The organism is Terribium retamae (genome assembly GCF_022347545.1).
GTDB lineage: Bacteria > Pseudomonadota > Alphaproteobacteria > Rhizobiales > Rhizobiaceae > Mesorhizobium > Mesorhizobium retamae.
The window spans coordinates 83881-109689 of sequence record NZ_JAKREW010000007.1 but is presented as its reverse complement, the minus strand read 5'-3'; the positions used below and the strand labels follow the sequence as shown (position 1 = coordinate 109689).

At 62.4% G+C, this 25809-nt stretch carries 23 protein-coding genes and 2 pseudogenes; 9 read left to right on the top strand and 16 right to left on the bottom strand.

Features of this window, described 5'->3' with window-relative positions; all coding sequences use genetic code 11:
• Position 1: 1 nt before the first annotated feature.
• The 9 genes from L4923_RS10365 (at position 2) to L4923_RS10330 (ending at position 6659) form a co-directional block, all read left to right on the top strand.
• Positions 2-1087 carry a carbon-phosphorus lyase complex subunit PhnI gene (locus L4923_RS10365; protein WP_239364456.1) on the top strand — a complete coding sequence of 362 codons (1086 nt, stop codon included), beginning with the start codon at positions 2-4 and terminating at the stop codon, positions 1085-1087.
• Complete coding sequence (locus L4923_RS10360; RefSeq protein ID WP_239364454.1) at positions 1084-1995, top strand: alpha-D-ribose 1-methylphosphonate 5-phosphate C-P-lyase PhnJ; 912 nt, start codon at positions 1084-1086, stop codon at positions 1993-1995. The genes L4923_RS10365 and L4923_RS10360 overlap by 4 nt, the downstream gene beginning before the upstream one ends.
• On the top strand, positions 1992-2795 hold the full coding sequence (locus tag L4923_RS10355) for an ATP-binding cassette domain-containing protein (RefSeq protein ID WP_239364451.1): 804 nt from the start codon (positions 1992-1994) through the stop codon (positions 2793-2795). Before L4923_RS10360 ends, L4923_RS10355 begins: the two co-directional genes overlap by 4 nt.
• Before the next feature lie 4 nt (positions 2796-2799).
• Entirely contained in the window at positions 2800-3507 is a 708-nt protein-coding gene (locus L4923_RS10350; RefSeq protein ID WP_239364447.1) for a phosphonate C-P lyase system protein PhnL, read from the top strand.
• Positions 3497-4711 carry an alpha-D-ribose 1-methylphosphonate 5-triphosphate diphosphatase gene (locus L4923_RS10345; RefSeq protein WP_239364444.1) on the top strand — a complete coding sequence of 405 codons (1215 nt, stop codon included), beginning with the start codon at positions 3497-3499 and terminating at the stop codon, positions 4709-4711. The genes L4923_RS10350 and L4923_RS10345 overlap by 11 nt, the downstream gene beginning before the upstream one ends.
• 66 nt (positions 4712-4777) lie before the next feature.
• The gene (locus L4923_RS10340; protein ID WP_425530930.1) at positions 4778-5176 is read left to right on the top strand and encodes a DUF1045 domain-containing protein; all 399 of its coding nucleotides are present in this window, start codon (positions 4778-4780) and stop codon (positions 5174-5176) included.
• Positions 5173-5376, top strand: a complete 204-nt coding sequence (locus L4923_RS31200) for a DUF1045 domain-containing protein (protein ID WP_425530929.1) — start codon at positions 5173-5175, stop codon at positions 5374-5376. The genes L4923_RS10340 and L4923_RS31200 overlap by 4 nt, the downstream gene beginning before the upstream one ends.
• The gene (locus L4923_RS10335; RefSeq protein WP_239364441.1) at positions 5369-5779 is read left to right on the top strand and encodes a nucleoside/nucleotide kinase family protein; all 411 of its coding nucleotides are present in this window, start codon (positions 5369-5371) and stop codon (positions 5777-5779) included. Before L4923_RS31200 ends, L4923_RS10335 begins: the two co-directional genes overlap by 8 nt.
• Entirely contained in the window at positions 5727-6659 is a 933-nt protein-coding gene (locus tag L4923_RS10330; protein WP_239364439.1) for an IS5 family transposase, read from the top strand. The genes L4923_RS10335 and L4923_RS10330 overlap by 53 nt, the downstream gene beginning before the upstream one ends.
• Before the next feature lie 47 nt (positions 6660-6706).
• Here L4923_RS10330 and L4923_RS10325 read toward each other — a convergent pair.
• The 16 genes and pseudogenes from L4923_RS10325 to L4923_RS10250 form a co-directional block, all read right to left on the bottom strand.
• Positions 6707-6817, bottom strand: a pseudogene (locus tag L4923_RS10325) (carboxylating nicotinate-nucleotide diphosphorylase); the annotation flags it as partial.
• 2 nt (positions 6818-6819) lie between these two features.
• A complete protein-coding gene (locus L4923_RS10320; RefSeq protein ID WP_239364437.1) occupies positions 6820-8367 on the bottom strand; it encodes an L-aspartate oxidase in 1548 nt (515 codons plus the stop codon).
• Positions 8364-9337, bottom strand: a pseudogene (gene nadA / locus L4923_RS10315) (quinolinate synthase NadA). Before nadA ends, L4923_RS10320 begins: the two are co-directional and overlap by 4 nt.
• A 106-nt stretch (positions 9338-9443) precedes the next feature.
• Positions 9444-10151, bottom strand: coding sequence for an SDR family oxidoreductase (locus tag L4923_RS10310; protein ID WP_239364435.1), 708 nt, complete (start codon positions 10149-10151; stop codon positions 9444-9446).
• Positions 10152-10177: 26 nt separating this feature from the next.
• Entirely contained in the window at positions 10178-10906 is a 729-nt protein-coding gene (locus tag L4923_RS10305; protein WP_239364433.1) for a phytanoyl-CoA dioxygenase family protein, read from the bottom strand.
• Entirely contained in the window at positions 10903-12093 is a 1191-nt protein-coding gene (locus L4923_RS10300) for a quaternary amine ABC transporter ATP-binding protein (protein WP_275448348.1), read from the bottom strand. Before L4923_RS10300 ends, L4923_RS10305 begins: the two co-directional genes overlap by 4 nt.
• The gene (locus L4923_RS10295) at positions 12086-12952 is read right to left on the bottom strand and encodes an ABC transporter permease (RefSeq protein WP_239364425.1); all 867 of its coding nucleotides are present in this window, start codon (positions 12950-12952) and stop codon (positions 12086-12088) included. The genes L4923_RS10300 and L4923_RS10295 overlap by 8 nt, the downstream gene beginning before the upstream one ends.
• A gap of 67 nt (positions 12953-13019) precedes the next feature.
• Positions 13020-14027, bottom strand: coding sequence for an ABC transporter substrate-binding protein (locus L4923_RS10290; protein WP_239364423.1), 1008 nt, complete (start codon positions 14025-14027; stop codon positions 13020-13022).
• A gap of 454 nt (positions 14028-14481) precedes the next feature.
• The gene (locus L4923_RS10285; RefSeq protein ID WP_239364421.1) at positions 14482-16470 is read right to left on the bottom strand and encodes a 3-hydroxyacyl-CoA dehydrogenase NAD-binding domain-containing protein; all 1989 of its coding nucleotides are present in this window, start codon (positions 16468-16470) and stop codon (positions 14482-14484) included.
• A 64-nt stretch (positions 16471-16534) separates the two neighbouring features.
• Entirely contained in the window at positions 16535-17272 is a 738-nt protein-coding gene (locus L4923_RS10280; RefSeq protein WP_239364418.1) for an SDR family NAD(P)-dependent oxidoreductase, read from the bottom strand.
• 36 nt (positions 17273-17308) lie between these two features.
• The gene (locus L4923_RS10275; protein WP_239364414.1) at positions 17309-18115 is read right to left on the bottom strand and encodes an enoyl-CoA hydratase-related protein; all 807 of its coding nucleotides are present in this window, start codon (positions 18113-18115) and stop codon (positions 17309-17311) included.
• A 51-nt stretch (positions 18116-18166) separates the two neighbouring features.
• Positions 18167-19801: an AMP-binding protein gene (locus L4923_RS10270; RefSeq protein ID WP_239364413.1), complete on the bottom strand. Its 1635-nt coding sequence runs from the start codon at positions 19799-19801 to the stop codon at positions 18167-18169.
• Between the two features lie 53 nt (positions 19802-19854).
• Positions 19855-21429 carry an AMP-binding protein gene (locus L4923_RS10265; protein ID WP_275448356.1) on the bottom strand — a complete coding sequence of 525 codons (1575 nt, stop codon included), beginning with the start codon at positions 21427-21429 and terminating at the stop codon, positions 19855-19857.
• 225 nt (positions 21430-21654) lie between these two features.
• The gene (locus L4923_RS10260; RefSeq protein ID WP_239364411.1) at positions 21655-22503 is read right to left on the bottom strand and encodes an amidohydrolase family protein; all 849 of its coding nucleotides are present in this window, start codon (positions 22501-22503) and stop codon (positions 21655-21657) included.
• A 1-nt stretch (position 22504) separates the two neighbouring features.
• Entirely contained in the window at positions 22505-24097 is a 1593-nt protein-coding gene (locus L4923_RS10255) for a phytoene desaturase family protein (RefSeq protein ID WP_239364410.1), read from the bottom strand.
• Between the two features lie 8 nt (positions 24098-24105).
• Positions 24106-25746 carry a class I adenylate-forming enzyme family protein gene (locus tag L4923_RS10250; protein WP_239364409.1) on the bottom strand — a complete coding sequence of 547 codons (1641 nt, stop codon included), beginning with the start codon at positions 25744-25746 and terminating at the stop codon, positions 24106-24108.
• Positions 25747-25809 lie beyond the last annotated feature (63 nt).

Below are 25809 nucleotides of genomic sequence, written 5' to 3'. Positions count from 1 at the left end.
GATGGCCTATGTTGCAGCGCGTGGCGGCGAGAAAGCCATCCAGCAGGCCGAGCGGCTTTATCGCGAACAGATGGGCCGCATCGACCGGGACCGGGTCGCCGGGATCGAGGCGGCTCTGCCGTCCCTGATCGACCGTGTGATGGGAGAGGCCTCGCTCTATGCGCCCGAACTGGCGGCGCTGGCGCTGGCGCAGTCGGGCGGCGATCTCTACGAGACGCTTCTGTTGCTCCGGGCCTGGCGCACGACGCAGCCGCGGCTTGGCATCGCCGAGCCGGTCCTGCCGGACCAGACCTTTACCCATCGCCGCATCTCTGCCGCGTTCAAGGACATCCCGGGCGGACAGATCCTCGGCCCGACGCTCGACTATTCGCACCGCATTCTTGCGACGGAGGTGTTGGAACAGGGTGGGATGTCGCCCGAGCCGGTGACGCCGGCCGACAAGCCCGCGCCGTCGCGCCAGCCCTCGCTGGCCTCCTGGCAAAAACAGCAGGGGTTGTTGGCCGAGGTTACCCGCGAAGAGGTTGACAAGCACGACATTCCCGATGTCACCCGCGAGCCGCTGCTGTTTCCGGCCAAGCGCGCGCATACGCTTCAAAGCCTCGCGCGCGCGGATACCGGCGGCGTGCTGGCGCTTGGCTACGCGGCGATGCGCGGCTACGGACAGGCGCATCCCACGGTCAACGAGCTGCGTCTGTCGCAGGCCGAACTGCGCGTCACCCATCCCAAGGGCACCGTCTTTTCCGCTGGGCGGGTGAAAACCAGCCAGGCCGAGATGGTGTCCAAGCTCGACGCCGACGGCAAGCTTCCGCTCGGCTTCTGCGCGACCTTCGGCTGGAACGAGGTCAAGGTGATCGCGGGGGCTACGCTGGATCTCAACAGCTCGACGGCGACTTCGGACTCGCCGATGGGGGAAGAGTTCTTCCTCTATCACACTGAGGCCGTGGAAAGCTCCGGCTTCTGCATTCACTTCAAACTGCCGCATTACGTCACATTCCAATCCGCGCTCGATGCCCTGCGCGGGGCGCGAGCGGAACGGGAAAAGACACCGGACGCCAGCCAGGCTGTCCGCGAGGAGGAAGACGCATGAGCCTCAAAAAACTGACCAAGGATTGGCGTGCCATGTCCTACGGGTTCCTGGACGCCTCGGCCAAGCGCGAACTGCGCCGCAAGATGATCAAGGCGGTGGCGGTGCCGGGCTGCCAGATGCCCTATGCCTCGCGCGAGGTGCCCATAGCCCGCGGCTGGGGCACCGGCGGGCTGCAGGCGACCCTGACCCTGCTCAACCCGCGCCATGTCGTCAAGGTGATCGACCAGGGCGATGACGACAGCGTCAACGCCGCCTCGATCCGGCAGTTTCTCGCGCGGGTCTCGGGGGCGGAAACGACCTTGGACACGCTTGAGGCGACGCTTATCCAGTCGCGTCACCGGGTGCCCGAGGAAATCCTGCGCGAGGACCAGATTCTGGTGCTGCAGGTGCCCAATCCGGAACCGCTTCGCCCGGTGCAACCGAGCATGGCCATCGCGCGCCAGATGCATGCCGATGCCGATTACGGCCGGCTCTGGCTTAAACTCTATGAGGAAATCGTGCGTTCTGGGCGGATCATGCAGGGGGCGGAATATCCGGCGCTGGTGAACGGGCGCTATGTGATCACGCCCTCGCCGATCCCGCGCTGGGACGTGCGGAAACTGCATATGGCGCGCCATCTCACCCTGCTTCCGGCCGGGCGCGAGAAGCGGATCCATGCGGTGCCGCCCTTTACCAGGGTCGAGCCGCTGGTCTTCGACGACGTGCCCTACAAGGTCGAAGACCACGCCAGGGTGACCTGTTCCCGCTCAGGTCTCAAAGGGTTCTTCATGAACGAGATACCGCTGGATGGCGGCGGGACACGCTATGAGATTTCCGACAGTCATCTGGGCGCCAAGGCGCTGGAGCGCGCGGCCGGTGAGGCGGTGCGGATCGGCGAGACGTGGTACAAGAACGGGGAAATGCAATGATCACCGCCCAAATGTTTGACGCTCCCCGGCTGGTCACCCAGCAACCTCTGATGGAGCTGTCCGGGGTATCGAAACGCTACGGATCGGTAGAGGCGCTGCGCGACGTGTCTGCCAGGGTCTATCCCGGCGAGGTGCTTGGCATCGTTGGCGAAAGCGGATCGGGTAAATCGACCCTGCTGCGGATGATGAACCTGGAGGAAACTCCGGATATCGGAGACTGTTCGCTGAACCTGCCCGAGACCAAGGGCAACTTGTTCGCGCTTAGCCGCTACGCGGCGCGGATGCTGCGCGCCAAGAAGATCGGCATCGTCTATCAGAACCCGCATCTGGGGCTGCTGATGCACAACAGCTCGTCCGGGAATGTCGCCGAACGGCTGCTGATCGCCGGCGAGCGGCGCTTTTATGTCCTGCGGGAAAAAGCCCGCGACGCGCTTAACGCATCGGAATTTCCTCTAAGCCGCATGGATGCGCCACCCATCGAACTGTCGGGCGGCATGCAGCAGCGGGTGCAGATCGCCAAGGCGATCGCGCTGGAACCGGCGGTGCTGCTTTTGGACGAACCGACCACGGGGCTCGACGTTTCGGTTCAGGCGCTGGTGCTTGACACGCTCAAGCGGCTGCAGCGCGATCGCGGGATCACCATGGTGATCGTCAGCCACGATCTCGGCGTGATCCGCACCATGGCCGACCGGGTGATGGTCATGCGCCGCGGCAAAGTCGTCGAGGAAGGGCTGGTCGATCAGGTCTTCCAGGACCCGCAGCACGCCTATACCCAACAACTCGTACATGCGAAGCTTTGACACGATGGAAAACCTGCTTACTGTCGATCGCCTGACCAAGGCGTTCGAGATTCATCACCTCGGTCACATCATCCCAGCCTTCGCCACGCTGTCCTTCAGTGTCGCCCCGGGCGAGTTCCTGCTGCTCTCGGGCCCCAACGGCGTTGGCAAATCCACGCTGCTGCGCACGCTCTACCGGACCTATCGACCGGTGTCGGGCCATGTCTGGTATACCTTGCCGCGCGGGCAGGGGCGGATTGACCTCGCCCGTGCCGCCGATATCGACATTGCCCTGCTCAGGCGGCGCGAGATCGGTTTCGTCACCCAGTTCCTGACCGCCCGTCCCCGGGTCTCGGCCGAGGATGTTGTCGCCGAACCGCTACTGCAGGCCGGAACGCCGCTGCAGGAGGCGCGCGAAGAGGCGCGGCACTGGCTGGAGACCTTCGGCGTCAAACGCGACCTCTGGGCCGCCTATCCGATGACCTTTTCGGGCGGCGAACAGCAAAAGGTCAACCTCGCCCGCGCCCTGATCCGGCCGCAGCGCCTGGTGCTGCTCGACGAGCCGACCGCCTCTCTCGACGCGCAGGCACGTGGCGCCCTTGTCGCCCGTCTTGCCGATCTGAAGGCTGGGGGCGTCGCCATGATCGGCGTGTTTCACCATCCCGGTGACGTCGAGACACTCGTCGATCGCGAAATCCGCCTGCAACCGATGGAGATGGCCAATGTGGCTTAACAATGTTCGTATCGTGCTCGCGGATCGCGTGCTGGAACGGGGAGCCTTGCGACTCGAGGGCGGCGTCATCACCGAGATCGCCGAGACGCCGGTCGCCGGTGCGGGTGTGGACGGGCAGGGGTTGCTGCTCATGCCCGGGTTCATCGACATGCATGGCGATATGATCGAACGCGAGGTGGAACCGCGGCCGCGGGTCAAGATGCCCTTCGAGCTCGGTTTCCGCGATCTCGATCGGCGCCTTAAGGTGGCTGGCATCACAACCGCCTATGCCTCTCTCGGGTTCAGCGGAAAATCGTCTTCGGGCCATCTGCGCAGCCACGATCACTCCATGGGGATCCTGCGCGCGCTGAAGAAGATGCGCCCCGCGCTGTCGATCGATCACAAGGTTCATGCGCGGTTCGAGATCACTTTCCCGGCCGCGCTGGAGGCGGTGAAGGAACTGATCGAGGAGGGCACGGTCGATCTTCTGTCGCTGATGGATCATACGCCGGGACAGGGGCAGTATCGCGATATCGAACGCCTCATTCGGGCGAAGGAGGCGGAGACCCAATCCCGCGAAGAGGCCGAACGGGCCGTCGCCGAGAGCTTCCGCGAGAAAGTCGGGCAGGCGGGCGATACCTTTGCGACCATCAAGGCGATGGCCGAAGCCTGCGCCAGCGCGGGCATTCCGATCGCCAGCCATGATGATGATACGCCGGAGAAGGTGTTGATGATGCATAGCATCGGCGCTGGCATCAGCGAGTTTCCGGTGACGCTGGAGGCCGCGCGGGAAGCACATGCCCGGGGCATGGCGATCGTGATGGGCGCGCCGAACGCCCTGCGGGGAGAAAGTTATTCCGGCAACCTCTCGGCCCGGTCAGCCCATCGTAGCGGTGTGCTCGACATTCTGGCCGCCGACTATCACCCCTCGGCGATCCTTCCGGCAATCCTGATCCTTGCGGCCGACGACCCGCTCGGGCTTGCGGGCGCCGCGCGGCTCGCAACGGGCAATCCTGCGCGGGCGCTCGGCCTGCCTGATCGCGGCGAGATCGCCGTAGGCAAGCGCGCCGATTTGATCATTGCCGACGATCAGGGAGTCGGCCATGTCCGCGCCACCTTCGCGCGTGGCGAGCTGGTCTATTCCGACGGAACCCTGGCGGTGCCAACACCTGTCGTCGCATCTGGCGAGGTGCGGGAACTGGCAATGAGCAATATGGCCGGCTAATGAGCGGCGCTATGTGCTCTACTACACCCCGGCTGCGACCCATCCGTTGAGCCGGGCGGCGGCGAATTGGCTGGGGAGGAGCGCTTTCGGGCAGATCGAACCGCTTGGCGAGGAAAGACCAGGGGCCACAGTGCTCACAACAGAGCCCCGGCGATACGGGTTCCACGCGACGCTGAAAGCGCCGTTCCGTCTCGCCCCGGGAGTGCCCCGCGAAGCGCTGGAGGCTGCGATCCGGGCTTTGTCCAAGCCCGGTCGGCCTGTCCGCTCGGACCGTTGCGGATCGCAAACCTGGGGCGGTTCTTTGCACTCGTGCCCAGCGACCCTGTGCCAGGTCTTCAGGATTTTGCCGGGCAGGTGGTCTCGGAATTTGATCGTTTCCGCGCCTCGATGACGCCGCAGGACCTCCGGCGCCGCCTCAAACCGTCTCTCGACGAGGAGGAGTCGATCGGTTCCGTTTCCACATGACCCTGACCGGCCCCGTGGCGCCAGACGATCGACTGGGTCTGGTTAGTCAGCTTCAAGACCGTTTTCTGCCGCTGCTTGAAGAAGAGTTCCGGATCGACGCAATCACCCTCTTCGAGGAGCCGGAACCCGGCGCCGATTTCATCGCGACCTCGCAGTTCGCGTTCTCTCCGGTTCGGACAGAGGCGCAGTACAATGCGTAAATACCCCTGCCGGGAAGGCATTTTGGTTCTTGTCGTCGGCTCCAGCGGCGTCGGCAAGGACACATTGCTGAAATGTGCAAGAGAGGAGCTGGACGGCGATGACCGCTTCAAATTCGTGCGCCGGGTGATCACAAGACCGGCCAGCGGCGGCGAAGACAATGAATTCGCGACGGAGGCGGCATTCCGGCAGCGCGTAGAAAAGGGCGGCTTTACCCTGCATTGGCAGGCCCATGGCCTGTTCTACGGTCTGCCAGCGATCGTGGATGACTGGCTGCGCATTGGATCGGCTTTGTTGCATAAAATGCGGATTTGGGATTCCTTGAAGGAATCTCGGCGTGTAATTGGGCTGGATGCCGAAGCCCCTGAAGCCGCGATACCGCACGACGAACTGGAGCGAGTATAATTCATCGCTGAAGCGGCGTGGTTCTCTTGATGTCTGGTTTGACGCGGAGATGGTCTGGCTATCGGCGCCGTGCGGACGGCTCGGTCGCCCGCAGCGATTTTCCGATACCGCGATCGAGTTCTGCCTGACGATGAAGGCGCTGTTCGGTCTTCCGCTGCGCCAGGTGACGGGCTTTGTGGCGAGTCTTCTGAAGCTGGCGGGCCTGGACTGGCCGGTTCCCGATTATACGACGCTATGCCGGCGCCAAACTACGCTGCCCGTGGATTTGGGTGACCGCCGCAGTTGCGGTGGCCTGCATCTGCTTGTGGACAGCACCGGCATCAAGATGATGGGTGAAGGTGAGTGGAAAAGGCGCAAGCATGGCGCTTCGTACCGGCGTCAATGGCGCAAGGTCCATCTCGGGATCGATGCCGACACGCTGGATATACGCGCCATTGAGGTCACCACCAATGGGACGGGCGATGCGCCTGTGCTTCCCGATCTGCTGGCGCAGATCTCAGACGATGAGCGGATCCTTGCCGTGGGCGGGGACGGCGCATACGACACCCGCAACTGCCATGCGGCGATTGCCGCGCGCAAGGCAGACGCCGTTATCCCCGTCCGTCGCAACGGGCGTCACTGGACGAAGGATGGTCCTGGCGTCGAGGCCCGTAATGAAACGCTGCGGGCAACCAAATCGCTGGGGCGAGCTATCTGGAAGAAGTGGAGCGACTATCATCGACGCAGTCTCGCCGAGACGAAGATGTCATGCTTCAAGCGCTTTGGTCAGTGTGTTTGCGCCAAAACCTTCGATCGCCAGATCACAGAACTCAAAATCCGCGCAAAACTCCTGAATTGCTTCTCGCAAATAGGAACGCCAATCACAGTCCGTATCTCATAATATTACGGAGTAAAGATGTCTGCATGCTCCGGTGACTCTATGCACAAAGCCGGAACGATCGCATCGGTGGTGATATCTCCGGCGCGGCCGAGATCCTCCAGCAAAGCGGCGCGCACCAGCGGCTCGACCATCACGCGTGGCAGAGGCACCAGATGCATTGCTATGCCCTCCTGTCGAGCCGCGTGGCGGGCATCCAGTCGGCGAGGCTCGCCGCCGCTTCGAATGTCCGGCCGAGCGTCAACCGCAACGAGCGCGGCCCTGTGCCACGCTGGGGGAAGTCCGCGCGGAAGTGCGCTCCGCGGCTTTCCTCACGGCGATGTGCAGCGACCGCTATCATAAGGGCGACCAGCGCGGGATCCGAGGCCGCATCGTAGCCGGCTGCAATCGGCGCCAGTGTCCTGACTGCCTCGCCCAGCGTCTCGCTCTCGCGCTCGATGCCGAGCGCATGCGAAGCGATCGGGCGAACTCGAGACGCATCGGGTCGCGGCGGCACGATGGTCGGCCTCAGCCGCGTGCGCGTGTTCCGCGACGCCCCGGCGACGCTCGCCGCGACCCATGCGGCCGATGTCACGGCTTCAGTGAGCGAATTGCTGGCAAGCCGGTTGGCCCCGTGCAGCCCCGTGCGAGCGACTTCGCCACAGGCCCACAATCCGCGAACCGAGCTGCGGCCTTCCCTGTCCACAGCTACACCTCCCATGTGATAGTGCGCCGCGGGACGAACGGGAATGGGCTCGAAGGCTGGATCGATGCCTGCCTCGCGCGCCAGGGATGCGATCGCCGGAAAGCGCTCTGCAAATCTCGCGCCCAGACATTGCCGCGCGTCAAGGAACACACGGTGGCCGTCGCGAAGCTCTCGCCAGACGGCCCGCGCCACAACATCGCGTGAAGCCAGTTCGCCTCCCGGCGTATCGGCCAGGAAGCGACGGCCGCGGTCGTCGACGAGGATCGCGCCTTCCCCACGCACTGCTTCGCTTACCAACGGCATCGGGCGCCTCGGGCCGTCCAGCGCAGTTGGGTGGAACTGCAGGAATTCGAGATCGGAAAGTTCTGCGCCGGCACGTGCAGCGAGAGCAAGACCTTGGCCGAAGCATTCGAGGGGATTTGTGGTTAGGTCAAAGAGGCCGCCTATGCCGCCAGTGGCCAGAACGACCCGACAAGTAGCAAGGGAGATGGCGCCGCTGCTGCCAACCGCGAGCACGCCATTGATCTCGCCGTCCTCGGCAAACAGGCGCCGCACCTCGACGTCCTCGAGGACTGTGATCGAAGGTGTCTGCCGCACGGCGGCAGACAGCGCGCGTACGAGTTCACTACCCGTTGCGTCGCCGACTGCATGTACGATCCGCTTTCGCGAATGCGCGGCTTCCAGCCCCAGCAGAAACCTGCCGTTGGAATCATAGTCGAAGACGACCCCCAACTGCTCAAGATGCTCGATCGCGCCTGGTGCGGCCTCCGTCACGCGCCGTGCCGTGGCTCCGTCGCAAAGGCCGTCACCAGCCGCAAGCGTGTCGGAAAGATGCAGGTCCGCGCTGTCGTCGCTGCCGAGGCTCGCCGCAAGTCCGCCTTGGGCAAGTACGCTGGAGGAATCATCCCCCAGTAACGCTTTGGAGATGAGGACCACAGGCTCCGGTGCAAGGTGCAGGGCCGTCATCAGTCCGGCGATGCCGCCTCCGATGATCACGGGCCGCCCCTGCAGGTCGCGCACAATCATATGGCAAGCATCCGCTCAACCGCCAGGCGGGCGCCTTCGGCCACAACCGGATCGATGGTGATGATGTGGCGGTTCTCCTCAAGCGCCAAGCGGATGTTGGCGAGCGCGATGCGCTTCATGTGCGGGCAGAGATTGCATGGCCGAACGAAGTCGACTTCCGGATGCTCGACGGCGACGTTGTCGCTCATCGAGCATTCGGTCATCAGCACGACGCGCGCCGGCTTGTGCCGTCCGACGTAGTCGGACATCGCCGCCGTCGAGCCCGCGAAATCAGCCACCGCGACGACCTCCGGCTGGCATTCGGGATGGGCAAGCACGGTGACGCCGGGATGCGCCTCGCGCAGTTCGCGTATGTCGGCGGGCGTGAAGCGCTCATGCACTTCGCAGTGCCCCTTCCAGGCGACGATCTCGATCTTGGTCTGCGCCGCGATGTTCCTCGCCAGATATTCGTCGGGCAGCATGATGACGCGTGGCGCGCCGAGAGATTCCACCACGCCCAGCGCATTGCCCGATGTGCAGCAGATGTCGGACTCGGCCTTCACGGCGGCTGAGGTGTTGACGTAGGTCACAATCGGCACGTCCGGATAGCGCTCGCGCATCAGGCGTATATCGGAAGCCGTGATCGAGTCGGCCAGCGAACAGCCGGCGCCGAGATCCGGGATGAGCACGGTCTTGCGGGATTGAGCAGCTTGGCCGTCTCGGCCATGAAATGCACGCCGGCCAGCACGATGATGTCCGCGTCGACCGACATCGCCTTGCGGGCGAGCGCCAGGCTGTCGCCGACAATGTCGGCCACGCAATGGAAGATCTCGGGCGTCTGGTAATTGTGCGCCAGGATGACGGCGTTGCGCTCCCGCTTCAGGGTGAGAATGGCGTCAATGTCGTCGGTGAAAGCCGGCCATTCGATGGGCGGGATCACCCGCTGGACGCGGTCATACAGCGATGCGGCGGTAAGCAGCGAAGGTTCCAACGGAAACTCCAATTGTGCTCTGTGCGATGCAGGTGCGGATAGGGCAGGGCCAAAGTCTGTCGGGCCAGCCCTGGCTGCTCCTTGCGGCTTGTGATGAGTTATCCGCTTACACTGCCCGGCTAAGGCCGCCGTCTATAGCGATGCTGGTCCCAGTGATGTAGCCAGCGTCGGCCGAAAGCAGGAACGCAACGGTGTTGGCGATTTCGGCTATACGCGCATATCGACCCATCGGTATGGCACTGACAATTGATTCAATCTCTGGATAGTTGTCGACAAATCCGACAAGCAGGTTGTTGATGCGGACCCCTGAAGGGGCCTCTTTCTCAGCGGCCAACTTCATGAAGTTGAGCAGGGCCGCTCGCATGACCCCGCCGACAACGTACCTCTGATCCGGCTCGCGGGCAGTGTAGGCAGAGATGTTCACGATCGATCCCTTGCGGGTTCTCAGCTGCGGCAAGACCAGCTGCGTCATTCGCACCGCGTTCATGAACTGCATCTGAAATTCGAAAAGCCAGTCGGAGTCCGATATGGACAAGACATCGCCTGACGTCGGCCGAGCCGAGTTGTTGACCAGGGCGTCGATCCGGCCATAACGCTCTAGGGTGGCGTCGGTAAGCCGTTCCAAGTCCTCGCGCCGGTCAAGCGAGCCCCGCACCGCGAGCGCGTCGAACGGCTTGGCAACCGATTCTACGCGCTCGGAGGACGCGAACAGCGCCAGGCTATAGCCGCGATCATGTAGCGTCTTGGCGATGGTGGCGCCGATTCCCGAACTGGAAGCTGTGACGATGGCTACTGGCTTATCAACTTTTTCCACGGTTCACCTTCAATCCAATTTTTCGATTAGTTGGTTCGCGGCGAGACCAATCTGAGGCTGCCCCAATCCGGCTCCAGCGCGGCAAAATCCGGTGGCTCGGTCGCCTCAAGGAAGCAGCCGAAGAGACTGGAATCGGTACCCGGCCGCGGGTCGATGCTGGCGTCCTCGCCAAGCCAGCGAGTGACGAAGGAGTACCTTCTGTCGCCGGCCGCTGACGCTCCCATCCGATGAACAAGCATCGAACTGTAGATGTGGCAGTCACCCGGCTCCATCTCCCAACTCACCGCGGCTGGAGATCCAGCATCGGTCTGTTGGGGGGCACTCTTCAGATGGGTGCCAGGCTGGAATTCCAGGCCGCCCGTTTCAATGCGGATGGGATCGAGAGCGATCCCGATGGTGCAAACCATCTTGCCTGCCACTGGCCAATGCGGCTGATCCCGGTGCCAGGGTATGGGAAACAGCCCCGAAGGCCCCTTGTACGCAAGGCGATCGAAAAAAAACCTTGCAGACGACGACCGCATCAGCGCGGCCGCAAGGCGCGGAGCTGCAGAGAATTGAACGAACTCCCTGAACACCGGATGCTCTCGCCAAAGCCCGCGCTTCTCGGTCAAACCTGAGGAGTGCGGTTCGAGCGGGTCTAGCAGCTCTGCCGCCGCAGCGCGCATCCTCAAGACGGCTTCCGCTGTCAGCAGGCCACGAAGCACGATGACTCCGTCGCGCTCGAACGCGTCGCGAAGCTGGCTCAGTTCCGTCACGCCGAGGACCTTGCGGTCAGCTCGCCGATTGAGCGCAGGGTGACAGCGCGCGTAAGGCCGCCCACCACCCTTCCTTCGAGATCAACGACGGCCACGGGGAGCGAAGACCTTGCGATAAGGGGCGTGACCTGTTCCAACGGCATTGACGTCTTGCACGACGTGGTCACATGAATGCCGCCAGTCCCTTTGGAGGACTCCTGCAGCGCATCCTTCGTAAGAACACCTGCGAGCGCCCCGTCGCGGGTTACGAATACGTGGTCCACGTTGCTGTCGGCCATCGCTGCGCAGGCGGCTTCCCTCGTCAGGCCCTTCTCGGCCAGTACCGGGAAGGAAATCATCACCTGGCCTGCAGTGAGGAAGCGCGCGCGATTGACCGACTTGACGAAGCGGGCGATGTAATCGTTCGCGGGCTCGAGCAGGATTTGCTCGGGCGTGCCGATCTGCTGGATGGAACCTTCCCGCAGGATCGCTATTCGGTCGCCGAGCAGCATCGCTTCATCCGGATCGTGGGTGATGAAAACGACCGTCTTGCCGAGCTCTTTCTGAAGGCTGGCGAGCTGCTCCTGCATCTCGCCCCGGATTAGTGGGTCAAGGGCGCTGAAAGCTTCATCCATCAGCAATATTTCAGCCTCGCCCGCCAGCGCGCGTGCAAGTCCCACGCGCTGCTTCATGCCGCCGGACAACTGGCGAGGGTAGTGCCCTTCGTAGCCGGCGAGGCCTACCTGGCTGATCCAGTAAGCGGCGCGTTCACGCTGCTCCGCCTTTGGCCGCCCCTGCATCAAGAGCCCGTATGCCACGTTGTCGAGCACGGTCCGGTGCGGAAGCAATCCGAAGTTTTGGAAAACCATGCTGACCTTCCGACGCCGGAACTCGCGCAGCCTGGCTTTCCCCATGGCAACGATGTCTTCGCCGTCAACAGTGATGGAGCCTGAGGTCGGTTCCACCAGGCGGTTGAAATGGCGAATGAGCGTCGACTTGCCGGAGCCCGACAAGCCCATGATCACGAAAGTCTCGCCGGCCGCCATCTCGAAAGAGATATCGCGCAGTGCGACGACGTTTCCGGTTTGGGACAGGATGTCGGCACGCGATACCCCGCGAGCCGCGAGCTCAAGGGCTTTCGCTGGCGTCTTGCCGAAAATCTTGAAGATATCGCGGCAAACGATTTTAGGTTTTGCTGTATTATTCATCGTTCATGTGAAGGCTGGTTTGCATCCGTCGGCCATACGCTTGGGCAATGCGATCGAAGACGATTGCCAGAGCGACAATACTCAGTCCGGCCAGAAGGCCGCGGCTCACCTCAAGTCTCCCGATCCCTTGGAGAACCTGGTAGCCAAGACCGCCTGCGCCGATCATCGAAGCGATAACGACCATCGACAAAGCCATCATCATCGTTTGGTTTATGCCGGCCATTATGGTCGGCAGAGCGAGCGGCAACTGGGCGTGGATCAGCTTCTGCCAGTCGCCAGCGCCAAAAGAGGTGACCGCCTCGACGACATCCGGGTCCACCTGCCGAATTCCGAGGTCCGTAAGGCGCATTACGGGCGCAACGGCGTAGATCACGGTGGCCAGCAAAGCCGGAACCTTTCCGGGGCCGAGCAGCATGACCGCCGGAATGAGGTAAACGAAACTCGGCATTGTCTGCATGATGTCTAAAAGCGGGCGCATGATCGTCCGCACCGTGAGGGACAGCGACATTGCGATTCCAAACGGAATTCCGATCGCAAGCGAAACTAGCGTCGCCGCCAGCATCAGCGCGATCGTCCTGACGCAATCGTCCCAAAAGCCGACTGCTCCGATGAGGAAAAGCAAGATGCCCACTCCGAGGGGCAACTTGACGTTCCTGGTGATCAGGAACGAAATGCCGCAAACCGCCCCGATTAGCACATACCATGGCAGCCATAGGAGGCCCTGCTCAAGAAGTACCAACCCGCGGAGGAGGGGCGAGAAAGCCGCCTCGATCGTTGCCCCCCAGTTGGTCACAACCCAATCGGCAGACCTGTCGATCGCCTCTCGAAAGCTCCGGGTATCAAACAATTCGGGGAACAAGGTCGCCTCCTAAACGAAATAGGAGGCTGCCGGATGCGCGACGCAATCCGGCAGCCCATGTTGCGGTCTATAGACCCGCTTTTACGCGTGCCGCGACATCTGCCGGGACCCACTTTGTCCAGATTTCCTCGTGGGTCTTCAGGAACTGCTTGGCGGTATCCGCAGGCGTCGCCTTGTTGTCATCCGCCCAGGCGAGCATCTGGCTCACTACCTGGTTCTTGATTGTGAACGCCGCGAGGTATTTAGCCGGACCAGGCGCCTTGTCCTTTGCAGCCGTAGACACAGCCGTCACGATCTTGCCGGGGGGAAAGTCGCTGGGCTTTGGGGACGTGCAGTTCTTGTCGTTGTTGCAGGTGCCTTCGACATAGGGCGGCATCTCAAGCCGGACCATCGGGTACTTGCCCAGCAGCGGGGTCGGCGCCCAATAATACGTCACGATCGGTTCCTTGCGCTGGTATGCCTTTACGATCGTAGCGTCCAAGGCAGCGGAAGAACCTGGCGAGAAAAGGTTGAACGTCGAGTCGAGCTTGAAGGCCTTCGCCATGTTCGCGATGAGAACCTCGCACGACCAGCCCGGTTGGCACGTGTACAGCACGCCCTTCGAGGGGTCGGCAGGGTCGGGGAACAAATCCTTAAACTTGGCCAGGTCGGTGATCGACTTGAGGTCGGGATGGGCCTCGGCGACGTACTTCGGGATGAAAAAGCCCTCGATGCCACCCTCGATGACTGGGTGCCCAGCAGCGTAGACCTTTTTCTCGGCGGTAACCTTGGCCCAGAAATCCTTGACGTTGTCGACCCACAACTCCGGATTGATGTCTGGCTTGCCTCGGGCTGCCATGCTGGCCGTGCTGGATGCCGTGTCACCTGGAGTCAAGGTAGCATTGCAGCCGTAGCCCTTGCTAAGCACGATCTGGTGAAGGTTCGCGAAGAACGCTCCCGAAGGCCAGTTGAGCTCGGTTATCGAGATCTCGTCTGCCGAGCCGCAGTCGGCGGCATGAACGACGTCGCCTGATGTCAGCCAAAGCCCCAACGTTGCAGCGAGCGCTAAGCCAATTCTCATTTTGGTATCTCCCAAATGTTTGTCCTGCCTGGAATTCTGTTCTTGGTTCGAGGACATTTCACAACTTTACCAGCCTCGCGACGTGAGAGGCCTATATCGTTTGAGTTGCTGGTCCGGCACCGTTGATTATGGGACGCGAAATGTCGTGTAAAACGCTGAACTATCATGATTATTTCAAAAAATGTAGCGCGCGGCTTGCGGCTAAGTGAAGACCGGCTGTGGAGTTCGGATGCAATAACCAGGTGCAACGGCATTGCGGACCAGGGCGCAAGGAAATTTCGGCCTCCACTGCAGGGCCGCTTGTCAAGGAGCATCCGAGTCCAAGCATGGGCGGCCGCGTAACCAATCGGATCCTCAACTCCCTGTCTGGCGGGCAGGCTGGCAGGAGAGGGATGGCGGCCCGCAACCGACGACCACCAGCGCGGACGCCAGCCCGCGTCCCGTTTCTATGGGAACGCTGGAGGTGCCGTCACTGGGCCTTGCGGGCGATGTACATCGGGCCACCGCGGTAGCGGGGGAAGCCGAAGCCCACAATCATGACCACGTCGATATCGTCTGGGCCTTCCGCAATGCCTTCGCGTAGGATCGCCTCTGCTTCCCGGCTCATGGCGGCCAGGATGGAATTGACGATTTCGGCTGCCGTGTACACGCGTGGCGTGATGCCTGCGCCATCGCGGAACTCGGCAATAAGACGGGCAGTCTCCGGCGAGCTGACTTGCCGGCCGTCGACGTAGTCGTACCAGCCGCCCATGGTCTTGCGGCCGAGCCGCTCCACCTCGCAGAGCGCGTCGCTGATCGTGGCGATCGCGGGATCCTTACCTTCCAGGCGGCGCCTCTTTCGCATCGCCCACGCGATATCCAGTCCGGAGAGGTCCTGGGTCTCAAAAATTCCGGCCGCGAAACCATAGTCGCGCATCGCTGCGTCAATTGTTTCGGGCTGCGCGCCACGCAGAAGCATTTCCTCAGCGTTGCGGCGATAGGCAGCCATAATCCTGTTTCCGATAAACCCTTCGCAAACACCTGTTACCACAGCAGTTTTTCGAAGTTGGCGCGCGAGAGCGCTTCCCGCCGCAAGCGCCGGATCGCTGGTCTGCGGCAGGCGGACGACTTCCAGGAGCTTCATGACGTGCGCGGGGGCAAAAAAGTGCAATCCCAACACCCGCGACGGATCCCGGACCGATCGGGCAAGCTCCCTCACGTCGAGGTAGGAAGTGTTGGTGGCGAGGACCGCGGTGGCTGGCAAAACGTCGTCGAGCGCTTTGAACAAGGCCGTCTTTATCGCCATGTCCTCGAACACTGCTTCAATCACAAGGGGGCACTCTTCCAGGTCGGAAAGGGCAGTGCAGACGGAAAGCCGCGCGAGAACGGGTTCGACGCTTGAGATCACCCCGCGCTTCGCACTCGCCTTCAGGTTCGTCTCGATCAGGTTCCGTGCACGCGCTGTCGCGGCGTCGTCCTGCTCGACCAAGGTCACGGCAGTGCCGCTGATGAGAACGGCCGTGGCGATGCTGCTGCCCATCGTGCCGCCGCCCACGACGCCCACCCGCTGCAGGTCGGCAGCTTTCGGGACGTTACGCAACGATGCGCCAGCCTTGCGCTCGGCGAAGAAAACGTGCCTGAGCGCCTTTGCCTGCTCACTCTCCCGCAGGCGCAGGAAGCGCCTACGTTCAGCTTGCAAGGCTTCGGCGCGTGGGAGTGTGGCTGCCTCACGTATGGCGGCAAGCGCCTCGATAGGAGACTCTTGCCCTCGGGCCTTTTCCCTGACGCGAATGCTTTCCTGATCCCAGAACTCCGGCTTGGGTGCACGCGGCGTAGGGCTGGTCTCTATCGCGCGACCACCGGATCCCGCAATCTCCAGCGAGGCAGCATGAGCGTCCTCTGCGATAACGTCGATCAGACCGATCTGCCTGGATTCGACTGCATCGATTTGCTTGCCCGTGGTCACCAGGCGGGCGGCCGCTTCCGCGCCGATCAGTGACGTTAGGCGCACCGTTCCGCCGGCGCCTGGAATAATGCCAAGCGTCACTTCGGGCATGCCAACACGCGTACCAGGCTCCGCGACGCGGCCGCAGCAGGCCAGTGCGAGCTCAAGCCCTCCTCCGAGGGCCGTGCCGTGCATCGCGGCGACCCAGCAGAGGCGGGAACGTTCGAATGCGTCGGCCACGGTTGGCAGCGTGGGTTCGGAGGGCGGTGCATCCATCTCCGTGATGTCGGCGCCTGCAACGAACGTGCGGCCCGCGCACCGCAATACCCCTCCGACAAGCGTCGGGTCGAGCTCGGCCTGTTCGAGAGCGGACAGAAGGCCAATGCGCACTTCCTGCGAGAGGGCATTGACGGGCGGATTGTCGATCGTAATCACCCCGACCGAACCGCTCCTAGAAAGCGTGACTGTTGGTTCCGCCACTTCGCTTCGCCTCTCACCTTCGGCCGCTCTGCGACCTGTATCCGGCGCGATCATCCATCGCGCCGGGTGCAATTTTCCTCTGGATGAAGTAGTGGCCCAGGCCCAAACGGCCCAGCCGTCAAATCATCGTCAAGCCGCCGCTGACACTGAGCGCCTGCCCGGTCAGGTAGCTTGCATCGTCTGACAGCAGGAAGGAAACGACGGCGGCCTGGTCCGATGGCTTGGCGGCGCGACGGAAGGGAATGGCCTTCAGCATGCGCTCGACAATCTGCGGGTTGTCCTTCATCTCCTCGGCGAAGAGCGGGGTCTCCGTCGGGCCTGGGGAGACGCAATTGACGTTGATCGAATGCCGAGCGTTCTCGCGCGCGATGCTTTTGGCGAAGGCGATTACGGCACCCTTCGCCCCAGCGTAGACTGCCTCAGTGGCGGTGCCGACCTTGCCGGCGTCCGAGGCGATAAACACCATGCGGCCGGCCTTGCGGGCGATCATGGACTTCAAGATAGGCTGGGTGACATAAAGCAGCGACGTGAAGTTGATCGCAATGACCTTGTCCCAATAGTCCGCGGTCTCGGTTTCGAAGCGGGTCGCATGCGTCCAGCCCGTAACGTTCACGAGGCCAAAAATCGGTCCCAGGTCCTTCTCGGCCTGAGCGACCAAAGCCTCGACCTTGGCGAGGTCCGTTTGGTCCGCCGGATAAGCCTTCAACGAACCGCCAAGGCTGGCTTCCAGGTCTTTTAGGCCCTCAGCGTTGATATCGGTGGCGGCCACGCTGTAGCCATCGGCGACGAGCCTCTCGCAAATGCTCCTCCCGATCCCGCCTGCCGCGCCGGTTACCAAAACTACGTTCTTGCTCATGACATGCTCCATCAATTTTTGCCGTTGCTCGGCTGTTCAGCGGAAAGGATCAAAGTTGGGCTTTCGCTTTTCGAGGAAGGCGCCCGTCCCCTCCTTCTGTTCCCCGGTCTGGAAGTAGCCGGGGGCGACGCGGGCCACGATGTCGAGCATCTCTGTCTCCATGACGTGGTCCATGTGGTTGCGCATGGAAGCCTTGACGATCTTCATGCAGGTTGGCGAAATGGCCAGCAGTTCGTCTGCCCATTTCCGGACTTCAGCGTCGAGGTCCTTGAGGGGCACGACAGCATTGACCATGCCCCAGTCGAGCATCTGTGCCGCCGTGTACCGACGGCACAGCAGCCACATCTCGCGGGCGCGCTTGTGGCCAAGGATGTTGGCCGAATGGGAAACCATGTAGCCGCCAGCAGGCGAACCGATACGAGGGCCGTTCTGCCCGAAAATGGCGTGCTCGGCGGCGATGGTTATGTCGCAGAAGTAGGCGAGGTGGTTGCCGCCGCCGATCGCATATCCATTCACGCGCGCAATTACGGCTTTCGAGCAATCGACAACGATCCGGTTGAGATCGTAATGCTCGCGCTCCGAGCCTTCGTCGTGCTCCCAATTGACGTCTCCGCCGGAGCAGAAGGCCCGTTCGCCCGAACCCGTCAACACGATAACCCCGACGTTGCGATCCTTCTCGGCAGCGTCGAACGCATGTTCAAGCTCGTAGATCGTATGCTGCGTCATCGCGTTGAGCGTCTTCGGCCGGTTGATCGTGATCGTGGCGATCCGGTCCGAGACGTCGTAGATGATGTCGGTATAGGGCAGCGCTATCGGGTAGGGCGGCTCCTTGCGTGTGATCATCGTGTCCTCCGTTCCAAGTTCATCGATTGCGTATTGTGCAAGATGACGACTTCAGCGCTCGCCGATCCGCTGCGCCTTGACCACGATCCCGGCCCTTTCCCGGTCCCAGGTGTCGGGGGTGACGCCCTCGTCGCGAAGCACGTTCTTGCGGATCTTGATCGTTTCCGTCATCGCGAACTCTTCGACCACGCGAATGAAGCGCGGGAGCATGTAGTGCGGCATGCGCGGGACGAGGAATTCAAAGAGTTCGGCGGGGTCGACGGAGCGGTCGGGCTTGGCCTTTACGACGACCATTACCTCGTCCTCGCTATGCTCGCTGGGCACCGCGATCGCGGCAGCCAGGTGCACGTCGGGATGACCAAGGACATCGGCTTCGACTTCGCTTGACGACACGTTCTCGCCTCGGCGGCGGATCGAGTCCTTCGTGCGGTCGACGTAGTAGAAGTTCCCCTCGCTGTCTTTGCGGAACAGGTCCCCGGTGTGGAACCAGCCGCTGCGCCAAGAACGGGCGGTAGCTTCCGGATTGCCCCAATAACCGGGCGAAATCACCCAAGGCTGCTCGCAGCGCACGATCAGTTCGCCGATCTGTCCGTCCGGGACCTCGCAGTCATGGTCGTCCACGATGCGCAACTCGCTGCGAGGCGAGAGTTCGCCGGCCTTTCCACAGTACCCTTTCGCAGGCGGGCGTGGGCCCCCGATGGCTTCGGACATGATGACAGGCAGCAGCTCGGTCATGTCCCACTGGGTGTACACCGTAAGACCAAACCGATCGGCGAACTCGAGTGAATCGTGCGACAGCGGCTGCTGGACCACGACGCGCATCGGATTGTCCCGGTCACGCGCATCCGGCGGCTGCTTCATTAGAAAGGTTCTTATCGAGTCGAGGATGTAGCAGACGGTCGACTCTGTCCGCCGGACGTCGTCCCAGAACGTCTGGGTGCGGAACCGCGTGATCATCGACATCGACGCCCCGCGTTCAATCACGGCGAAGGGCACCAGCGCTCCGGCCAGGTGGAAGTACGGCATGTTGATCATGAACCGATCGGATTCGACAAGAAACCGAAGCGCGTGCCTGGACATGACCGCTGTATGTACGTGCGGGCATATCACGCCCTTGGAGGGCCCGGTCGTACCCGACGTGTAGAAGATGCCGTGCGGCTCCCAGGGCTGCGCGAGGCCGTCTACGAAATCCTCGTCATCCGACGCCAGGGCAAGCTCGGGCAGTTCGCGGAGCGCTGGCGTTTTCTCGCTGAGATCGCGTGGGCCGCCCACCACGACCATGCTGTCCAATTTGCAGGTGTCGATGGCCGCGAGGCGGTCTACCAGATCGGCATGGCAGATCACCAGGTTTGCTCCTGAGTTGCTCACGACGTGTTGGAGCACGCTGCCCTTCAGGGCCAGATTGAGAGGCACGAAAATGGCGCCCAGATAAGACAGCGCCAGATGCAGCGTGAAGATCGTCGGACCGCTGGGAAGCCAGACGAGGACCGCGTCGCCCTTCTTGACGCCGAGGCGCCCGAGCGCGGCGGCCTTGCGCCGTGCCCGTCTGCGTGTCTCGCTGTAGGACCAGGTGTCCCCTGAATCGAAGACGATCAGGGTGCGGTCGCCATGCCTGGCCGCCTCGGCATCGAGCATGGCGGAGATAACGGAGGTCTCTCGGGTGGGGTTCGTAGTGACGTGCGTCATCGCTTCGCGCCTGGTGTCGGAACGTTGTATCGTCGGAAGTGGTGGCTGAAGGATCAGCCGATGAGTTCGCGTTTCACCTTGATGCCGTGGGCCTCGCGATCCCAAACCCCGGGCGCGCTCACTCCATCGCTGCGCAACATGGCCTTCTGGACCTTATGGGTCTCGGTGTAAGGCATCTTGTCCATCACCCTGATGTAGCGGGGGACCATGTAATGCGGCATGAGCGGGCGGAGAAACTCGAGCAGTTCGGCCGGGTCGATGGTCTTGCCACGCTTCGGCTCGACGACGACGAGCACTTCCTGCTCGCCCATTTTGCTGACCACGCCCACGGCAGCGGCATCTGCGATGTCGACATGCTTGAGGACCTCCTCCTCGACCTCTGCAGATGATATGTTTTCGCCCCGGCGGCGGATCGAGTCCTTGGTGCGATCGACGAAGTAGTAGTTGCCCTCAGCGTCGCGGCGGAGCGCGTCTCCGGTGTGGAACCAGCCGTTCCGCCATGACTTCGCAGTCGCCTCCGGCATCGCCCAATAGCCCGGGGAGATGACATGGGGCATGTCGCAGCGAACGGCCAGTTCCCCGACTTCGCCATCCGGAACCTCGCAATCGTTCTCGTCGACGAGCCGGACCTCGAAGGTCGGCCAGATGTTTTCGAGGCGGCCGCAATATCCGTGCGGCATCTGCCGGTCCGTTATGAGCGGCGACATGATGGCTGGTCCCATCTCCGTCATGTCGAGCTGGGTATACAGCGCAACGCCGAAGCGTTTGGCGAACTCGACGGAATACTGTGGAAGCGGCTGCTGGATGGCGGTGCGAAGCGGATTGTCGGCGTCGTCTGCGCGAGGCGGCTGCTTCATGAGGAAGGTGGACACGGCCCCCAGCAGGAAGCAGCAGGTTGATTGGGTCCTGCGAATTTCGTCCCAGAATTCCTCTGTCCGGAAGTTCTTCATAAGCGCCATGGATGCGCCGAACCCCAGGACTGCGTGCGGCGTGAGCGCTCCGCCGAGGTGATAATAGGGAAGATTCATCAGGAAGCGGTCGTCTTCCTGGAAAAACCTCAGCGCGCACTTTCCCATCACCGCCGTGTGGACATGAGGCGTGATGACGCCCTTGGACGGTCCAGTCGTGCCCGACGTGTAGAAGATCCCGTGCGGCTCCCACGGCTGAATGGGCGGACTCGGCTCTACGAAACGTCCTTCATCCGGAGTCAAGACGTCGGACGGCAGATATGCCAGCGGCAACTCGCCCTTGGCCTCGCCGCCGAATACGATCACGCGTTCCAGCGAACCCAGTTTCACGGCGGCCAATCGGTCGAGCAGATGGGTGTGGCAGATGATCGTCTTCGCGCCTGAGTTCCGGATGATGTGTTCGAGCGTGCCTCCGCGCAGTGCCAAGTTGATAGGGACGAAGATGCCGCCCATGTAGCAGAGGCCGAAATGCACCCGAACGATGTCGCTCGCGTTCGGCAGCCAAACGAGGACAGGCTCACCGCGCTGGATGCCAAGCTTCTGAAGGGCGGCGGCCGTGCCGCGGCTCAGCGAGCGCGCCTCGTTGTAGGTCCACTGCTCGTCGCCGTCGAACATGATCAACATCTTGTCTCCCAGCCTTTCGGACTGGGCATCGAGCATGGCCGGAAGCACGCATTTCTCGCGCGGCGGCATGACGGAGTTCTTGGTCGTCATCTGTTCCCCTTGCTTGGCGCGGTGTCAGCGCCATCTAAATCAAAACCTAGTAGCCTTCGGCCATTCGTCGCAAATAGCCATTGCGAAAGGTTAGCCAGCCTAGAAGTTATCGGTTCGCTTGCGGCGACTTTCCGGCGCGAGTGCCGCAGGGCGACTGGGCGAGCCAGAAGGTTATAGCTTGAGGAAGACAGCGGCGTTCGCTCCTAGCCACTTCTCCTGCACGTCCCCCGGAATGGGCAAGGCACGGATTTCCTCGATGGACCTGCCGACCGGGACAAGCGGAAAGGACGAGCCGAAAATCATCCTGTCGGCGAGAAGCGTGCGGCCATACTGCAACAGAGGCTCATAGCCTGAGCCATCGGTCGCAAGCAGCTTGGGGCGGACAGCCACCAAGCCAATAAAAAGGGTCGGGTGGCGCATGGCGACCGCGATGAGTTCATTGACCCAGGGCCAGCCCGGCGGCGAGGCGCACACGCGCAATGTCGGGAAATCCACCAGCACCCGGTCGATGCTCTCTGGCCGCCCGTGTGTCATTGGCGCCGGCCGGGCGAAATTGACCCCGCAGTGAATGTTCACCGGGATGTCTAGCTCGATGCACTTTTCATACAGCGGATATAGCCTGCGATCATCGGCGTTCATCAGATGCTCGAAGCACTGAATGTTCAGCCCCCGGAGCCCCAGCTCGTTGATCGCGAAATCCAACTCGCTGACCGCGTCGGTCTTGTAGGGATCCACGCCAGCGAAACCGATGAAGCGCGGACCGTGTGCCCGGCAGAACGCCGCGACGTCCTTGTTGGTGATCGCGAATCCAAAGGTGGATTCAAGATCGCGAGCTTTCAGGACCACCACTTTGGTGCCGATGCGCTCATACATCGCAAGGTAATTGTCCAAGGCCTGTCCCGCGTCGCTCCCGACGGTCAGCTTCTCGCTCTTCTCGTAGACCCGGCGATAATTGCTCAGATGTGCGCCAGTCTTGCTGAACTCCGGCAGGGGCGGGCGGCTTGCAAAATCGACCAACATCTCACACCGCCCTGTCTTTCAAGATGACGGACGCCGCGTTGTGGCCGGGAATGCCTGTGACGCCTCCGCCCGGATGGGCTGATGCGCCGCAGATGTACAGGCCCGCAACGGGCGAACGGTGGGCCGCGAAATGGGGGGCCGGCCGACTGAAGAACATCTGGTTCAGGCTCATTTCGCCGTGCTGCAGGTGGCCCCCCGGAAGGTCGAAAACCCGCTCGTAGTCCAGTGGCGTCAGCGTCTGGTGATGAACGATGCGCTGCCGGACGTCCGGCATGTATTCGGCAAGCGTGTCGATGGCGCTCTCGTACAGATCCTCCCGCTTGTCATCCCAGCTCGATCCGCGCGGCACGTTAGGAACGTGACCGCCGAAAATGCTCATGACGTGGTGTCCAGGAGGCGCCAACGTTGGGTCGAGGACGCTTGGGGTCATCGCCGTCAGGAAGGGCCGTTCGGTGATGCGGCCAGCCTGCGCCAGGGCGTAAGACTCCTCGATTGAATCCACGCTCGGCGCGATCCGAAGCTGTATGGGGTAGTCGAACCCCAGCGACCGCTCCGCGAACCCCGGAACCGTCGGAAGTCCGTCCAGCGCGAGATGAACTTTGAAGACCGTGGATTTGGCCTGGTACTGTGCAATGTGGGCAACAAAGCCAGCCGGCAATGCGGTCTTGGGCACCAGTTGGAGAAATGTCGTGCGGGCGTTGGCATTGGCCACAACCACCTTGGCGCTCACTGTTTCGCCCGTCTCGAGCTCCACCCCGACGGCGCGGCCATCCTTGACGATGACGCTCGCGACCTTCGCCCCCGTGCGGACCTCCATTCCATGTGCGCCGCCAGCCGCTGCGATCGCCTTTGAAATCGAGCCCATGCCGCCCTTGACGAAGCCCGGCCCGCCCGCTGCCGTCGAATGGTCCCGCAAGAGGGACCGCGTAAGGGCGAAAGCCGTGCCGGGGGTACGGAAGCTAGCGTTTCCGCCCCCGCCGCCCGCGGCGTAGAATCCAAGCGCGAGCTTTGCTGTCTCCGACTTGAACCAACGCCCCAAGTAGTCGTAGGCGCTCATGGTGAAGAGGTCGAAGAGGTCGTAGAAGTTGCGGATCGCGCCGCGGTTCTTCCAAAGGAAGCGAAGCGTCGCTGCCATTTCGGAGGGCTTGCGCGACGTCGGATCGATGGGAACCGACCACATGAGGTTTCGAACCGTCGGAGCGAGGACGGTGAGATGGGCGCGGTACCTGACGTACGCCTCGCGGTCCTCCGGGCAGAACTTTGCAAATTCCGCTGCCATACGCTCGGGGGCTCCCCAGAACGTCAAATGCCGGCCGTCCGGAAACAGCTGCACCAGCGGCGGCGGTTCGATCACTTCGAGACCATGCGACTTCAACTTGAGATCAAGCATGATCTTGGGCTGGAGCAGCGACATCACGTACGAAGCTGTATTAATGCTATAGCCCGGCCAGAGCTCTTCGGTGACCGCAGCGCCTCCGATCACGTCGCGCCGCTCCAGCGCCAGCACGGACTTGCCAGCTTGCGCCAGGTAAGCACCGGACACTAACCCGTTGTGGCCGGCCCCGATGATGACGACGTCATACGGCTTTCCCACGTCTCTGCTCAGCCCCAGCTTCCTGTCACGCGATCGAACGCTCCCGACCGCAGGTCCTTGTCTTCGGAACGCAAAAGATGCTTTGCGATCTTTGCGGATCCGGTGCGAGGGAATTCCTTTCGGAACTCGTAGAAGCGGGGCACCTTGAACGCCGCCAGTTGCTCCTCGCAATGGCGGACGATCTCGACAAGCAAGCCATCCGTCTCTTCCACGCCCTGCTTGACGACGATGTAAGCCTTGACCTCTTCGCCGCGCCTTTCGTCAGGGACCCCGATGATCGCAGATTCCGAGACATACGGGAAAGCATTGAGCACGGCCTCGACCTCGCGCGCGGCAATGTTCTCTCCGCTTCGACGAACCATATCCTTCCGCCGGCCGATGATCGTGTAGAATCCGTTGTGGTCCTTCCGGAACAGGTCACCTGTGCGGAACCAGCCATCGGGCATTGATTCCGCCGTCGCCTCGGGGTTCCTGTAGTAACCCAGCAGCATCCCCTTGCCGCGAACCAGAAGCTCGCCCGGCTCGCCGACGTCGACTTCGTTTCCGTACTCGTCTACGAGCCGGCATTCCCGGAACGGAGCAGGCAGCCCGCAGGAACCGGAGCCGACCATGTCGGACGCCTCTATCGGCATGAACAGCGTCGGGCCTAGTTCGGTCATGCCGAACGCTTCCCGGGCCTTGAGGCCAAATCGCTGTTCGATTTCCGCATGAATCGCCCGCGGCACGCCATAGATGTTGGCACGCACTATCGAGTTCCTGTCATCGTCGGGCTGCTGGGGCTCCTTGTAAAGAATCCAGGGCAGCAGGCAGAAGTTGATCTTGTGCTCGCGGACCCACGTCATGAAGCGGGACGTGCTTTGGCGCTGGGCAACGAACAGGGTGCCCCGCTGGATGATCGTCATCAGCAGAAGCCACTGGGGATCCATGTAGAAGAAGGGCGTCGAAGCCAGCAGGTTCTCATAACGCCTGCCGTCGCGGTGCGCGTTCGAATGCCCGGACACCAGCCAGTACTGCTGGGTCAGCATGCAACCTTTCGGGAAACCCGTCGTGCCCGACGTGTACTGGATGTTCAGGAGGTCGTTGGGTTGCACTTTTGCGGCCGGCTCGAAGCTCTCGAGGCGGCCATCGGCCAACTCCTCCCAACGCGTGTAGGCCGAAGAGCCCCCGAAGACATACGTCATCTCCTGCGGTATCGCGACGCCGTGGTGCTCGCGCGCGCCCTCGAGCCGGGGCAGGTAGTCGTCGTGAATTATCAGGAACTCCGCCTCGCTGTTCAGCAAGACATAAGCCAGCTCACGCTCCTTGTAGGCCGTGTTGACTGGCACCATAACTGCGCCGACCTTCGCAAGTGCCAGCCAGGTGAGGGGCATTGCCGGGATGTTCGGCAGCATCACTCCAACATGTCGCCCCTTGGTGACGCCGTGTTTCTGGAGCTGGGCTGCAAGATAGTTCACCCGCCGCCGGAGACCATCATAGGTTTCCCGCTCGCCAGTTTCGAAAAAATTCCACACGTCCCGATCGGGAGCTGCCTTGGCTGCCGCGTCAATCAATTCCGCCAGATTGGACGGCAGAGGCATTTTTTCGACCGAACGAATTCGCTCCAGTACGGCGGGCAAGTAGGAGGGAGCTCCCAAGGAGAGTTCGTTCACGCGCAAGCACCTCGTGCCCCGGCAGCACGCCCGGGACATCCTCAAGAGTGGCAATGGTTGTCT